The following is a 14,152-nucleotide window of genomic DNA, read 5'->3' on the forward strand; positions in this document are numbered from 1 at the left end:
CACAGGCTGGATAAGGCATTTTCACCGCTATCCGGCCTAACCGCCTGATGACGCTACGCTTATCAGGTCTACGCTCGCTGACTGGCGCCTTTTTCTGGAATTGCTGAAAATCCCCCCAATCAGACTGCTGTTTCTTGCGCTTCGACAGCGGGTACAGTAGCCTGATTGAAATTTCATCCAGTGACAGAGTTTTCTTCATGCTAAAGCGCGCACTCTACAGCCTGTTGGTCCTGATCGGCTTGCTGCTGTTGATCGTGCTGGGCCTTGACCGCTGGATGAGCTGGAAAACCGCCCCCTATATTTACGACGAACTTCAGGACCTGCCCTACCGCCAGGTTGGCGTGGTGCTTGGTACGGCTAAATACTATCGTACCGGGGTGATCAATCAGTATTACCGCTACCGGATTCAGGGCGCGCTGAACGCCTATAACAGCGGTAAGGTCAATTATCTGCTGCTCAGCGGCGACAACGCCATGCAGAGCTACAACGAACCGATGACGATGCGCAAAGATCTGATTGCCGCCGGTGTCGATCCTGCGGATATCGTGTTAGATTACGCCGGATTCCGTACCCTCGATTCGATTGTCCGCACCCGTAAAGTCTTCGACACCAATGATTTCATCATTATTACCCAGCGCTTCCACTGCGAGCGCGCGCTGTTTATCGCGCTGCATATGGGCATTCAGGCGCAGTGCTACGCCGTACCGTCGCCAAAAGATATGCTGACGGTTCGGGTGCGCGAGTTTGGCGCACGCTTTGGCGCGCTGGCCGATCTGTATCTGTTTAAACGTGAACCCCGATTCCTCGGCCCGTTAGTGCCCATCCCCACGCTGCATCAGGTGCCGGATGATGCGCAGGGTTATCCGGCCGTAACGCCAGAACAATTGCTTGAGCAGCAAAAAAAACAAGGGAAATAAGCATGGAAGACAAAACGCTTTTTATCGTGATTGGCGTACTGATGATCGTCGCCTGGACGCTTCGCGAAGGGATTAAAGGGCTGCGATCCGGCGTTGTCGAGAAAACGGTTAAAGGCTCGCAGACTCCGCGCTTAATTCAACGCGCTGAAGAACCCGGCTCATACTGGAGCTATATCGGCGTTTACTTTGGTCTGTCAGTTGGCGCGCTGCTTGTCGGCATCTGGTTGGTATTTATTAAATAAAAAGCCGGCGCAGAGCACATCTGCACCGGCTTGATTCGACATGAAAGGGTTACTTCTTACGCGCGTATTTCAGTGAATCCAGCGCGACCGCGAAGATGATGATGCCGCCCTTAATGATGTACTGCCAGTACGGGTTGACGCCGATGTAAGTCAGGCCGTAGTTAATGACGGTAAAGATAATCACCCCGGTCACCACGCCGAATACTGTACCGACCCCGCCGCTGAACGACACGCCGCCGACGACACACGCCGCAATCGCATCCAGTTCGTACATAAAGCCGAGGTTGTTTGTGGCAGAGCCGATGCGTCCCGCTTCCAGCAAACCGCCGAAGGCATAGAACACACCGGACAGCGCATAGATCATCAGCAGATTCAGCGCTACGTTCACACCTGACACTTTTGCCGCTTCCGGGTTGCCGCCGATGGCGAAAATGTTTTTACCGAAGCGAGTTTTGTTCCACAGCACCCAGACAAATGCCACGGCGATCAGCGCATAGAATGTGATATACGAAAGCCGGAAGCTACCCAGTGCGATAAAACCTTGAGCAAAGGTCGAGAAGCCGCTATCAAAGCCCGAAATCGGCGATGCCCCGACAAAATCGTAATACAGGGAGTTGATCCCGTAGACGATAATCATCGTACCAAGCGTGGTTATAAACGGCGTTACGTTCAGGTAAGCGATGATAATTCCGTTCACCAGACCGATGACCGCGCCAATTACGCAAACAATCAGGATCACCAGCGCAATCGGCATGGTCGCCATTTCGGGGAACACTTTATTGGCGTTCTCCATCGACTGTAACAGCGTTGCCGCGACAACCGCCGCCAGCCCGACCTGACGCCCCGCAGACAGGTCAGTTCCTTGCGTCACAATCAAACCCGCCACGCCCAGCGCGATGATAATACGCACAGAAGACTGGGTCAGAATATTACTTAAGTTAAGCAGACTTAAGAACGTGGGATCCTGGAAAATAATAATGGCCAGCAAGACTAAAAGAACGACGTAAATACCGCCCTCTTTCAGATAAGTGAGAAAACTTTTCTTATTTAACGCACTCATGAGGAGCCCCTGATCTTAAAGGTGCAAAGACGCAAGACGCAAAATTTCGTTTTGCGTTGTCGTTTTAGTATCAACAATTCCAGAAACGAGGCCGTTGCTCATGACCAGAATACGATCTGTTATCCCTAACAATTCCGGCATTTCGGAGGAGATGATAATGATCCCTTTCCCTTTCTTCGCCAGTTCCGCAATTAACTGATAAATTTCAAACTTCGCGCCGACATCAATCCCGCGAGTGGGTTCGTCGAGCATTAAAATTTCCGGTTGTGTCAGCAGCCAACGACCAATAACCACCTTCTGCTGGTTACCGCCCGAAAGCGAACCAATTTGCGTTTTATGACCAGGCGTTTTTACCCGCATGGAATCAATGACCCATTGGGTATCACTTTTCATTCGCGAGTTATCTAACAGACCGACTTTATTTTTGTAATTCTGAATATTGGAAATTAAGGAGTTAAAACCAATGTCCAGATAAGCATAAATACCGGTGGAACGACGCTCTTCAGTTACCAGCGCGAAACCGTGATTAATGGCTTCATTCGCAGAATGGTTATTAATCTTTTTGCCGTGCAACGTAATGGTGCCCGATGATTTCTCACGAATACCAAACAATGTTTCAACAATGTCAGTGCGCTTAGCGCCGACCAGCCCTGCAATACCGAGGATCTCGCCTTTATGCAAATCAAAGGAGACATCACGGATCGATGGCTGACGCAACGAGGTCAGGTTACGCACTTCCAGAATCACTTCACCCGGATTGTTGGATTTATCCGGGAATCGCTGGTTCAGAGAACGGCCGACCATCATGGCAATGATCTTATCCATATCCAGCCCTTCCAGCGGTTGCGTCGCAATCCACTGTCCGTCGCGCAGAACGGTAATCTCATCACACAGCTGGAAAATCTCTTCCATTTTGTGGGAAATATAAACAATGCCGCAGCCGCGCTCTTTCAGTTTGCGAATAATCGTGAACAGATGGTTGACCTCTTTCTCGGTTAACGACGAGGTCGGTTCATCCATAATCACAATTTTGGCGTTATAGGAAAACGCTTTGGCAATTTCGATCATTTGCATTTGCGACACGGACAATGTTCCGACACGCGCACGCGGATCAATATCAATATCCAGCTCGTCAAATATAGCTTTGGTATCCCGGTACATTTTTTCCTGATCGACAAACATGCCTTTGGTGGGATAACGCCCCAGCCACATATTGTCCATAACAGAACGTTGTAATACCAGGTTTAACTCCTGGTGTACCATTGAAATACCATTCTCCAGCGCTTCTTTGGCAGAATGAAAATCGATTTCTTTACCCTGAAATAATATACTGCCAGAATCTTTTTGATAGATCCCAAAAAGACATTTTAATAGTGTCGACTTTCCTGCGCCGTTCTCCCCCATTAATGCATGAATCGAATGCGGGCGGACTTTTAAATTAACATTATCAAGTGCCTTAACGCCGGGAAAAGACTTGTTGATGCCGCTCATTTCCAACAAGTATTCGCCTGACGGCTGAGTAGTTGTGCTGACCATAATTATACCTTGTTGGCCTCGCAGAGTGCGTGGTGAAAGGGGCGCGATACGCTCGCGCCCAACAAACTTACTTCTTGGTGAACTCGGCCAGGTTATCTTTATCGACGCCTACGTAAGGAACGCGGACGATTTTATTGTCGATTTTCCACTCAGTGCCGTCAGCCGCACCCTTGCCGTCAGCGAGGTTTTTCGCCAGATCAAAGGTCGCTTTTGCCTGGTTGTTTGCATCGTTCAGCACAGTACCGGCCAGCGCGCCCGATTTCACCAGCGCCAGCGCTTCTGGCAACGCATCGACGCCAAATACCGGTACGCTGGTTTTGTTATGCGCTTTCAGCGCTTCAACGGCGCCCATTGCCATCGCATCGTTGTTGGCGATGACCACTTCAATTTTGTTGGCGTTCGGGCCGGAGAGCCACGCATCCATTTTGTCTTTTGCCATCGCGGTGTCCCACATGGCGGTATCTAACTGCAGCTGTTCGGTTTTGATACCTTTGTCGTTCAGCTCTTTGATAACGTAAGTCGTACGCGCTTCTGCATCAGGATGTCCCGGCTCGCCTTTCAGCAGCACGAACTGAATCTGACCATCTTTGTTCAGATCCCAGCCCTGGTTTGCCGCCCAGTGTTTAGCAATCAGATCGCCCTGGATAATCCCGGATTCTTTGGAGTCAGTACCCACGTAATAAGCCTTGTCATAGCTGTCCAGGGCTTTGCGGGAAGGTTCTTTGTTGAAGAATACGATAGGAATGTTTTGACCACGCGCTTTCTCGATAACGGTGCCCGCCGCCGCAGGGTCAACCAGGTTTATCGCCAGCGCCTTCACGCCTTTTGCCAGCAGCACGTCTATCTGATCGTTTTGTTTGGACTGGTCGTTCTGCGAGTCGTTCATCAGCAGTTGCACATCTGGCGCTGATTTCGCGTCTGCTTCGATAGCCTTACGCACCACGGACATAAAGTTATCGTCATATTTGTAGATTGTCACACCGATGCGAGTATCAGCAGCGTGCGCAGCCGCGCCGAATAACATGCTTGCCATAACGGCAGAAAGGGTCAACACCTTCTTATTCATGGTAACTCCGGTTTTATTATGCAGGGTAGTACGTAAGAAAATGCCCGGCGGGACAAAACGTTAATGAAGTGTTATGTAAACGCCGAAGCTCATTTTAAAAAAATCTCTCTTCCTTGCCCGGTAACGCTCCAGAAATAGGCTTTAATTTCGCTTAAAGCGCCTTTACCTCGGTAAAAGTGATTACTCACAGTTACATCGTAGTTACAGTGCGACAAGCGGTGCCATCATAGCTATCACAATGTTAAGATACTGTGAATTTACTCACATATTGAAAGCGGTTACATCTGGCGACATCATAAGTTAGTGATCGCCGCCGCATTCTGCCGAACCGCCACGGAATGACGACGTACCAGGGTAGGCATAAAGCAGTGGGTCGCGGAAGAATCCAGCGTTCCCGCAGCACCCTGTAAAGCGAGTTCCGTCGCCAGTTTTGCCATAGAAGCAATGGGATAGCGCACCGTTGTCAGTTGCGGATCGGTGTAACGGGCGATGGGAATATCATCGAAACCAATGATTGAAAGATGTAAAGGGATGGAAATGCCGTTGTCTTTTAGCGCAGTGAGCGCTCCGGCGGCCATGTTATCGTTATAGGCGAACACCGCGGTCAGTTGCAGGTTGCGCCCCAGCAGTTCAACCATTGCCGCCTCTCCCCCCTGCATATCCGGCGAGCCAGTGCCAATCCAGCTTTCAGGCGCCACAATGCCCTGCTCTTTTAGCGCACTGCTCCACCCTTCCCGACGCATGACATCATCTTCAATACGATGGCTGGAAGCCAGGTAACCAATGCGTTGATGGCCGTTGTTGAGCAGCATGCGAGTCGCCATTTTCGCGCCGCTGATGTTATCCAGGCACACGCAGCGGTGGGCGTAGCCAGGCACAATACGATTGATCAAAACCATACCGGGGATCTGGTCCATAAACTCGCCCAGTTCTCGATCGCTTAACGCTTTTGAGTGAACGATCAGCGCGTTACAACGCTGGCGAATCAATACCTCAATGGCATGGCGCTCTTTTTCGGCTTCATGATAACTGTTGCCAATCAGCACATATTTTTGATGCTGTTGAGCGACCAAATCCACCGCTTTCACCAACGCGCCAAAAAACGCATCGGAAACGTCCATCACCACCACGCCAATCGTTTCACTGACCTGCGTCGCCAGCGCCTGGGCATTAGCGTTTGGCCGGTAGCCCAGCAGCGTCACCGCCTTCATTACTGCTTCGCGCGTATCGGGACTGACCAGCGCGCTGTTGTTTAATACGCGGGAAACCGTCGCCACGGATACGCCTGCCTGACGCGCCACATCACGAATGGTGATCATATTCACTACCCTGTCTGGAATTGCAGTGGTGCACTGCATAACTGGCGGCTATTTTGTCAGCGGAGGGAAATGGACTACGTGAGTACGGTCACAGCGATGAAAGCGCTTACATCCATTTTGTTAATGATTGTGATCCAGATCGTTATCTGGATGTATGAGACAATGCACTCCCTGCGGCACGGAGGGTTAATTGCCGCCAGAGCCACTCCACCGGACCTTGTGGAAAAAAGTGCAGCCAGATAACCGAGAAAAGCAGATTCGCCAACCAGACGGGGAATACAAACAGCAGCAGTTCTGGACGGTCAAATTTCATAAATAAACCGAACTGATAGAATAGCGTGGTGCAAATCAGGGTTTGTAACAGGTAATTGGTTAACGCCATGCGCCCTACGCAGGCAATGGCAATGACGATTTTACAGCGGCTGAGCTGCGGCCAGTAACCAAATATCAGCGCGGTGTAGCCGAGCGTCTGAAACGGCGCGCTAAGCTCACGCGGTGCCTGTAACAGGAATGCGCACCAACGATAATTCCAGCCCAGTTGCCACTGCGCGATGACGGCAGGAACATTAATCAGCAGGCCGACGACAATCAGTACCAAACCGCTGCGGCGATAGTGTGAAAGGCTAAACTGCCCTTTCAGCCAGCCACTGCGCATCAATGCCGCCCCGAGCAACATCATCCCCGCCAGTTGCCAGCCGTATTGCGCGCCCAACGCCAGCAGGCTGTTCGATAAGGCGTCAACCCGATTGCTGATGGCCTCAATGCCACCGTTCAGCTTCCAGTATTTTTCATACAGTAAAGCCGAGGCATCCGGCGTCCAGGCACGGTTTGTTTCGCTTCCCGAAATGGCCCCCAGTAGCAGCAAAACGCCAATACCGGCCAGATAGAGCAGTACGCCGGTGTTAAACAGGCTTTTCACCGACGGCGCATCACGCACCAGTCGCCAGCAGATCAGCCCCACCAGCCCATAGGCCAGCAGAATGTCGCCATCCCAGAACAGTAAAGCATGAATAAAGCCAAGCAACACCAACAGCGTCAGACGCGACTGGATCCAGCGCTTGCCACGCGGCAATAGCATTTGCAAACCCGCGCCGAACAGCAGCGCGAAAAGGGTGAGGAACTTGACCTGGGCAAAAACATCCAGAACAGCCCAGGTCCAGGCATCCTGAGACGTGATATTTCCGTACCAGGCAGGATTGAGGTAAGCCGCCTTTGGCAGACCAAAGGCGCTGATATTCAACAGCAGGATGCCCAGGATGGCGACGCCACGAACAAAATCCAGCGTGACATTACGCTCCATAGCTCCTGCCTTAATCAGTTGTGATGACGGACTGCGCGTAAAAATTCCTGACGCGTATTCTGGCTCGACTTGAACAGGCCGCCAAGCGAGGTGGTCGTCGTTGCACTGGTGGCGTCGCGAATGCCGCGCGCTTTCACGCAGTAATGTACCGCATCAATCGATACCGCCACATTATTGGTCCCCAGCAGAGTTTGCAGTGCAGTCAGGATCTGCTGCGTTAAACGCTCCTGCACCTGCGGACGCTGCGCGAAAAACTGAACGATGCGGTTGATCTTCGACAGACCGATTACCGAATCTTTCGGGATATACGCCACGGTCGCTTTACCATCAATGGTCACAAAATGGTGTTCACAGGTGCTGGTCAGGGTGATGTCACGCACGGTGACCATCTCATCGACCTTCATTTTGTTTTCAATAACGGTGATTTTCGGGAAGTTAGCGTAATCCAGGCCGGAGAAAATCTCATCAACATACATCTTCGCGATGCGATGTGGGGTTTCCATCAGGCTGTCATCGCTCAGGTCGAGATTCAACAGTTGCATGATCTCCGTCATATGGCCTGAAATAAGACGTTTGCGCGTTTCGTTATCCATTTCATGCACGGGCGGACGCAGCGGTGTTTCCAGCCCTCGCGCAACCAGCGCTTCATGAACCAGGGCCGCTTCTTTACTGAGTGATGACATTTATTCTCTCCTGCAGGTGTGGCGCCTCTGCCCTGCGTGGGGCAAAGTTTGTAGGCTGTAGACAGCCCGATTATTGTGCGTGAGGCCGCGCACATAATCCAGTATTCACAACGATAATTATTGAAATCGCCGCAGCCTTTCATACCGTGTTTCGCCAAAGGCAGCGGGAAGGGTTCCAGCGACGTGATATCGATGATGAAGCAAGTCTGCACAATGCGGAAGTGAAAGTTACTCACAGCACCATGAATTATCTGTATTATGGGGAGTTTGCGAACACATTCAGGTTCAACACAACAAGGAGCCACGCATGGAAATGCTCGAAGAGCACCGCTGTTTTGAAGGCTGGCAGCAACGCTGGCGTCACGACTCCACCACGCTGAACTGTGCAATGACGTTCAGCATTTTTCTCCCCCCACCTCGCGATACGACCCCTCCGCCGGTTCTGTACTGGCTGTCCGGGTTAACCTGCAATGATGAAAACTTTACCACCAAAGCCGGCGCACAGCGTATCGCGGCTGAACTGGGTATCGTATTAGTCATGCCGGATACCAGTCCGCGTGGTGAACAGGTCGCCAACGATGAAGGTTATGATCTGGGTCAGGGGGCCGGTTTTTATCTCAATGCGACACAGCAACCCTGGGCCGCCCATTTCCGCATGTATGACTACGTGCGTGATGAACTTCCGGCGCTGATTCAGGCGCAGTTTAACGTCAGCGACCGCTGCGCGATCAGTGGGCATTCGATGGGGGGGCACGGTGCGCTGATCCTGGCGTTGAAAAATCCGGGCAAATACACCAGCGTTTCCGCCTTCGCGCCTATTGTTAACCCGTGCCGTGTCCCCTGGGGCGAGAAGGCATTTCGCGCCTATTTGGGTGAGGATCGCGCCGCATGGGCAGAGTGGGACAGTTGTGCACTGATGTACGCCAGCAAACCGGAAGAAACCATTCCTACGCTGATTGATCAGGGCGACAACGATCAATTTCTCGCCGATCAGCTCCAGCCTGCCGTTCTGGCGGAAGCTGCTCGTCAGAAGTCCTGGCTAATGACGCTACGCATTCAGCCAGGTTACGATCACAGCTATTACTTTATTGCCTCATTTATTGAGGATCATCTGCGTTTCCATGCTGAGTATTTAATGAAATAACCGCAGGAGGGCAAGCCGCCCTCCTCTCTCCCAATTCTTCATCATTTCTCCATCTTTTCCTCACATTTACGTTCCTCTATCTTGTTGACTTAAAAGCGTTTCTCTTTCAAATCAAACAAACGCAAATGATTTCAATTATCATTTGTGTTTACAAATATTCATTCTTTTGTACAATTCCACTCGCTTCTTTACCGCAAAGAGTTCTTAAAAGACAAACACATACAGTTGTCATGGCCTTTCACATGACACGCGGTTTTACTCGTTTAATGGAATGACAAAATGACTATACCTCACGTTAAGGCTGTTACCGTCGCGGTATGCGCGGCATGCCTCCCATCGCTCGTTCATGCTGCCGATCAGGATACCGTTGTGGTTACCGCGACGGGATTTGAGCAGAAAATCCAGAATGCCCCGGCTTCAATTTCGGTTATTTCAAAACAGCAAATTGAAGACAAAGCTTACCGTGACGTTACCGATGCCCTGAAAGATGTCCCTGGCGTGGTCGTCACTGGCGGCGGTAGCAGCAGTGATATCAGCATTCGTGGGATGGCATCGCAGTACACGCTGTTCCTGGTGAACGGCAAGCGCATCAGCACGCGCGGTACACGCCCGAACAGCGATAACGCGGGGATCGAACAGGGCTGGCTGCCACCGCTGGAATCGATCGAGCGTATCGAAGTCATTCGCGGACCTATGTCTTCGCTGTACGGTTCCGATGCGATGGGCGGCGTGATTAACGTGATCACCAAAAAAGTCTCTAATACCCAGGGCTGGAGCGGCTCTCTGCACGGCGACGCCACTTTCCAGGAAAACAGCGATTCTGGCGATCTGTTCCAGACCAATGCTTATGCTTCAGGCCCGTTGATCGATGGCTTGCTGGGTGCGAAAGTTACCGGGCTGCTGTCTCGCCGTGCGGAAGATCAGATAGTCAACGGTTATAATGAACAGCGTCTGCGTAACGGCGGTCTGACCCTCAATTTCACGCCTGATGATAAAAACGACATCGATTTTGATATCGCCCGTGAATTGCAGGATCGCGACAGCACGCCGGGCAAATCGATGGCCGCAGAGACCTGCCGTAACGGAACCTGTAAACCCAACAGCAAAAGCGAAAGCCGCTATGAGCACACCACCTATTCATTAACGCACAGCGGTTATTACGACGACTTCAACACCACCAGCTATATCCAGCAGGAAGAGACCCACAACCCGGGTCGCGAAATGAAGTCATACAACACCACCCTCAATAACCAGAACCAAATTTTCCTCGGCGCCCACACCCTGACGCTGGGTGGCCAGTATCGTTATGAAAAACTGCGCGATAACGGCAACCAACTGGAAGCGGCAGACGGTCTGAATAAGCTGACCCGCTGGAGCTGGGCGCTGTTTGCGGAAGACGAATGGGCGATGACCGACAGCTTTACCCTGACTGGCGGGATCCGCATGGATAAAGACGAAAACTACGGCGACAACTGGACGCCACGCGGTTACGGCGTCTGGCACCTGACCGATCAATGGACCTTAAAAGGCGGCGTCTCCGCAGGCTATCGCGCACCGGACCTGCGTCAATCCTCCGCGAGCTGGGGCCAGGTCACCGGTGGCGGCCGTCTGAATGGAATTATCGTCGGTAACCCGGATCTGAAACCAGAAAAGAGTCTGAGCGAAGAGCTGGCGCTACTGTGGGATAACGGTGAAAACCTCAACGCTGGCGTCACCCTGTTTAACACCGATTTTAAAGACAAGATCACCGAAGTTCGTCGCTGTAACAGCAGCGCCGATCCGGCCTGTACCATTGGTAGCGAAAGCTATGATTTTGTCAGCGATCGCGTGAACGTTGATAAAGCCAACATGCGCGGCGTGGAATCAACGTTCGGCTGGAAGCTGACCCGCGACCTCAACTGGACGGCCAACTACACCTATACCGAATCAGAACAGAAGAGTGGTCAGTTTGAAGGTAAGCCATTAAACAAAATGCCAAAGCATATGTTTAACACCACGCTGGACTGGCAGGCGACTGAGACCGTGGGCTTCTGGAGCCGTCTGAACTTCCGTGGGAAAACCTCTGAATACCTGAGCCGCACCTCAATGTCACAAGGCACGCCGTCCTATACGCAAGTTGATGTTGGTCTGCGTTACAACGCGAATAAGAACCTGCTGGTGACGGCCGGGGTGTACAACGCGCTGGATAAACAGATTGATTACGATACCTACGACACCATCCTCGATGGTCGCCGCTATACGGTAGGTCTGACGTATAACTTCTGAGTTCAGCCCAGCAAAAAGCCCCGACGCGTCGGGGCTTTTTTATCACTTCACTTACGTGGTTACTGTTATTTCTTCACGCGTTCCGGGAAGTGCATTTCACTGTAACGTACGAAGTGAGTCCCGCGGGTCAGCTTATAGCCGAACCAGATGATCAGGAACAGCGGGATACCAATATAAGTTGCCGCCACGCCGCCCCAGTCAATAGTGTCCTTCAGGAACGCTTCGTAGTTCTGGCCCAGCGTGATGATCAGACACAGAACAAACGCGAAGATAGGCCCCAGCGGGAAGAAACCGGAACGATATGGCAGATCCTTCACGTCATGCCCTTGTAGAACATACCCACGACGGAAACGATAATGGCTGATGGCAATTCCCAGCCAGGCGATAAAGCCCGTCATCCCGGAGGTGTTCAGTAGCCACAGGTACACCGTCTGGTTACCAAACATGGAGGTCAGGAAGCACAGACCGGCAATCACCGTCGTGGCATACAGCGCATTACGTGGAACGCCGCCGCGAGACAGTTTCGCGAAAATACGCGGCGCTTTACCGTCACAGGCCAGGGTATACAGCATACGGGTGGAAGCGTACATCCCGGAGTTACCTGCCGACAGCACCGCTGTCAGGATCACCGCATTCATCACCGCCGCCGCAGAGAGCAGGCCGGCATGCTGGAAGACCAGCGTGAACGGGCTGACGCTGATATCTTTCACATCATTACGCAGCAGGCTCGGATCGGTATACGGGATGATCAGGCTGATAATCAGAATCGCAAAGACATAGAACAGCAGGATTCGCCAGAATACCTGACGCACCGCGCGCGGAATGTTCTTCTCCGGATCTTCAGATTCACCAGCGGCAATACCAATCAGTTCCGTCCCCTGGAAGGAGAAACCGACAATCATCGCCACGCCAATCATCGCCGCAAAACCACCGGCAAACGGCGCATCGCCCGTCGTCCAGTTGCTCCAGCCCACCGGCTGAGTGCCTTTGAAGATACCGACGATCATCATGACGCCAACAATGATGAAGATAATCACAGTGGCCACTTTGATCAGTGAGAACCAGTATTCCGCTTCACCAAAGCCTCTGACCGAGATGTAGTTCAGCAGGAAGATAACGCCGAGGAACAGCGCACTCCAGATCCAGCCTGGCGTATCAGGGAACCACCAGCTCATCACCAGTTGTGCCGCCACAAGGTCAACCGCGATGGTCACCGCCCAGTTGTACCAGTAGTTCCAGCCCAGCGCGAAGCCGAAGCCTTCTTCAACATAGTTCTGACCATAAGTCGCAAACGAACCGGACACCGGCATATAGGCTGCCAGTTCGCCCAGACTGGTCATCAGGAAGTACACCATCAGGCCAATCAGAATATAGGAAAACAGCGCACCGCCTGGACCCGCTGCGGAAATGGTGGCACCAGATGCCACGAAAAGACCTGTACCGATAGAACCGCCAATCGCGATCATCGTCAGGTGACGCGCCTTCAGTTCGCGACGTAACGCGGGCGCTTCTGTGGTTTTAGTTTCGGAAACCATGTGAAAATGCTATCCATCCAAAAAATGAGGCGCGATTGTAGCAGACGAAACGCTCGTCTTCTGGCACAAATGCGCTGTTATAAGAGACCTTCATGACTGGCCGCGGATTATAAGTAATAGCAGAGAATAGTGAACTTACTGCCTCCAGGACTTATCACCGTCAGGCGACAGTCCCCGGGAGGCATTATTCGCAATAACTGAGGAAGCGTTGGAGCGCATTAGAGAGATGTTTCTGGCGATGATGGATCCGCCAGAGCGTACGCACCAGACGCGGAAGCGGCACCGCAACTTCACTCAGCGTTCCCGCCTGGAGTTGTTCATCAATCACGCGTCGTGACAGACAGCTAATGCCCAGCCCATGACGAACGGCATGCTTGATGGCTTCGGAGTTTCCCAGTTCCATCGCCATTTCGAATTTGGGGAGGTGTGACAGCAGCAGATAATCGACAATTTCCCGCGTGCCGGAACCGCGTTCACGCAGGATCCAGGGGGCAGCCGCGAGTTGTTCAAGCGTTACCGGGCCCTGCGCCAGCGGCGAGGACGGCGCAGCGAATACCACCAGTTCATCTTCCAGCCACGGCTCTGAGATGATTTCCGTATTGTGACACGGCCCTTCGATAAGCCCGATGTCGACGCGAAAATCCAGCACCGCCGTAATCACATCCTGACTGTTACCGACGCTAAGTTCCAGCGGGAGCGCGGGGAAATCGCGACGATAACGGGCAATCACCCCCGGAAGGATATAGTTGCCGATGGTGCTGCTGGCATACACGCGTATCGCGCCATTGTCTTCGCGGAACAACTGCTCGATCTCCACCGCCTGCTCCAGCAAGGCCAGCGCCCGCGGATAAAGCAAGCGCCCGTGCTCATTCACCACCAGCCGTTTACCGACGCGATCAAAGAGCTGAACGCCAAGCTGACCTTCCAGATCGGTTAGCGCCGCGCTGACCGCCGACTGCGACAGCGCCAGCATCACCGATGCCTGCGTGGTCGAGCCGCTTTTCAACACTTCGGTGAAGACTTCTAGTTGCCGCAGGGTGATGTGCATGGTCGCTTACCACTTATAAAGATTAATTATAAATATA

12 protein-coding genes are annotated in these 14,152 nt (G+C 52.4%); 4 read left to right on the forward strand and 8 right to left on the reverse strand.

Annotated elements, in window-relative coordinates; genetic code table 11:
* Positions 1–197 precede the first annotated feature (197 nt).
* Positions 198–917 carry an outer membrane permeability protein SanA gene (gene sanA, locus QNN88_RS03550; RefSeq protein ID WP_414238982.1) on the forward strand — a complete coding sequence of 240 codons (720 nt, stop codon included), beginning with the start codon at positions 198–200 and terminating at the stop codon, positions 915–917.
* Positions 918–919: 2 nt separating this feature from the next.
* A complete protein-coding gene (locus QNN88_RS03555; protein ID WP_414238983.1) occupies positions 920–1,159 on the forward strand; it encodes a DUF2542 family protein in 240 nt (79 codons plus the stop codon).
* A 49-nt stretch (positions 1,160–1,208) separates the two neighbouring features.
* Here QNN88_RS03555 and mglC read toward each other — a convergent pair whose 3' ends face one another.
* The 6 genes from mglC to folE all read right to left on the reverse strand — a co-directional run bounded on the left by mglC (position 1,209) and on the right by folE (position 8,123).
* A complete protein-coding gene (mglC, locus tag QNN88_RS03560) occupies positions 1,209–2,219 on the reverse strand; it encodes a galactose/methyl galactoside ABC transporter permease MglC (RefSeq protein ID WP_414238984.1) in 1,011 nt (336 codons plus the stop codon).
* A gap of 15 nt (positions 2,220–2,234) precedes the next feature.
* A complete protein-coding gene (gene mglA / locus QNN88_RS03565; RefSeq protein ID WP_414238985.1) occupies positions 2,235–3,755 on the reverse strand; it encodes a galactose/methyl galactoside ABC transporter ATP-binding protein MglA in 1,521 nt (506 codons plus the stop codon).
* 67 nt (positions 3,756–3,822) lie between these two features.
* Positions 3,823–4,821: a galactose/glucose ABC transporter substrate-binding protein MglB gene (gene mglB, locus QNN88_RS03570; RefSeq protein ID WP_414238986.1), complete on the reverse strand. Its 999-nt coding sequence runs from the start codon at positions 4,819–4,821 to the stop codon at positions 3,823–3,825.
* A 293-nt stretch (positions 4,822–5,114) separates the two neighbouring features.
* The gene (gene galS, locus QNN88_RS03575; protein WP_414238987.1) at positions 5,115–6,140 is read right to left on the reverse strand and encodes an HTH-type transcriptional regulator GalS; all 1,026 of its coding nucleotides are present in this window, start codon (positions 6,138–6,140) and stop codon (positions 5,115–5,117) included.
* Positions 6,141–6,282: 142 nt separating this feature from the next.
* Positions 6,283–7,440, reverse strand: a complete 1,158-nt coding sequence (yeiB, locus tag QNN88_RS03580) for a DUF418 domain-containing protein YeiB (RefSeq protein ID WP_414238988.1) — start codon at positions 7,438–7,440, stop codon at positions 6,283–6,285.
* Positions 7,441–7,454: 14 nt separating this feature from the next.
* Positions 7,455–8,123 (reverse strand): GTP cyclohydrolase I FolE, encoded by a 669-nt coding sequence (folE, locus tag QNN88_RS03585; RefSeq protein ID WP_012131616.1) that lies wholly within the window; start codon positions 8,121–8,123, stop codon positions 7,455–7,457.
* A gap of 307 nt (positions 8,124–8,430) precedes the next feature.
* Between folE and fghA the strand changes: the two genes are divergently transcribed.
* Together fghA and QNN88_RS03595 are read left to right on the forward strand one after the other, a co-directional pair.
* Positions 8,431–9,267, forward strand: a complete 837-nt coding sequence (fghA, locus tag QNN88_RS03590; protein WP_414238989.1) for an S-formylglutathione hydrolase — start codon at positions 8,431–8,433, stop codon at positions 9,265–9,267.
* Positions 9,268–9,546: 279 nt separating this feature from the next.
* The gene (locus QNN88_RS03595) at positions 9,547–11,532 is read left to right on the forward strand and encodes a ligand-gated channel protein (RefSeq protein ID WP_414238990.1); all 1,986 of its coding nucleotides are present in this window, start codon (positions 9,547–9,549) and stop codon (positions 11,530–11,532) included.
* Between the two features lie 65 nt (positions 11,533–11,597).
* On the opposite strand, the gene lysP is transcribed toward QNN88_RS03595, so the two are convergent.
* A complete protein-coding gene (lysP, locus tag QNN88_RS03600; RefSeq protein ID WP_043000118.1) occupies positions 11,598–13,067 on the reverse strand; it encodes a lysine-specific permease in 1,470 nt (489 codons plus the stop codon).
* Positions 13,068–13,251: 184 nt separating this feature from the next.
* Positions 13,252–14,115, reverse strand: a complete 864-nt coding sequence (gene yieE, locus QNN88_RS03605) for a DNA-binding transcriptional regulator YeiE (protein WP_054176002.1) — start codon at positions 14,113–14,115, stop codon at positions 13,252–13,254.
* Between the last annotated feature and the right edge of the window lie 37 nt (positions 14,116–14,152).

The sequence above is a fragment of the Citrobacter sp. ANG330 genome (assembly GCF_047467925.1).
GTDB lineage: Bacteria > Pseudomonadota > Gammaproteobacteria > Enterobacterales > Enterobacteriaceae > Citrobacter_A > Citrobacter_A amalonaticus_G.

Coding starts and splice junctions, on each gene's coding strand:
- sanA (WP_414238982.1), top strand. CDS start 198: ATGCTAAAGCGCGCACTCTACAGCCTGTTGGTCCTGATCGGCTTGCTG.
- QNN88_RS03555 (WP_414238983.1), top strand. CDS start 920: ATGGAAGACAAAACGCTTTTTATCGTGATTGGCGTACTGATGATCGTC.
- mglC (WP_414238984.1), bottom strand. CDS start 2,219: ATGAGTGCGTTAAATAAGAAAAGTTTTCTCACTTATCTGAAAGAGGGC.
- mglA (WP_414238985.1), bottom strand. CDS start 3,755: ATGGTCAGCACAACTACTCAGCCGTCAGGCGAATACTTGTTGGAAATG.
- mglB (WP_414238986.1), bottom strand. CDS start 4,821: ATGAATAAGAAGGTGTTGACCCTTTCTGCCGTTATGGCAAGCATGTTA.
- galS (WP_414238987.1), bottom strand. CDS start 6,140: ATGATCACCATTCGTGATGTGGCGCGTCAGGCAGGCGTATCCGTGGCG.
- yeiB (WP_414238988.1), bottom strand. CDS start 7,440: ATGGAGCGTAATGTCACGCTGGATTTTGTTCGTGGCGTCGCCATCCTG.
- folE (WP_012131616.1), bottom strand. CDS start 8,123: ATGTCATCACTCAGTAAAGAAGCGGCCCTGGTTCATGAAGCGCTGGTT.
- fghA (WP_414238989.1), top strand. CDS start 8,431: ATGGAAATGCTCGAAGAGCACCGCTGTTTTGAAGGCTGGCAGCAACGC.
- QNN88_RS03595 (WP_414238990.1), top strand. CDS start 9,547: ATGACTATACCTCACGTTAAGGCTGTTACCGTCGCGGTATGCGCGGCA.
- lysP (WP_043000118.1), bottom strand. CDS start 13,067: ATGGTTTCCGAAACTAAAACCACAGAAGCGCCCGCGTTACGTCGCGAA.
- yieE (WP_054176002.1), bottom strand. CDS start 14,115: ATGCACATCACCCTGCGGCAACTAGAAGTCTTCACCGAAGTGTTGAAA.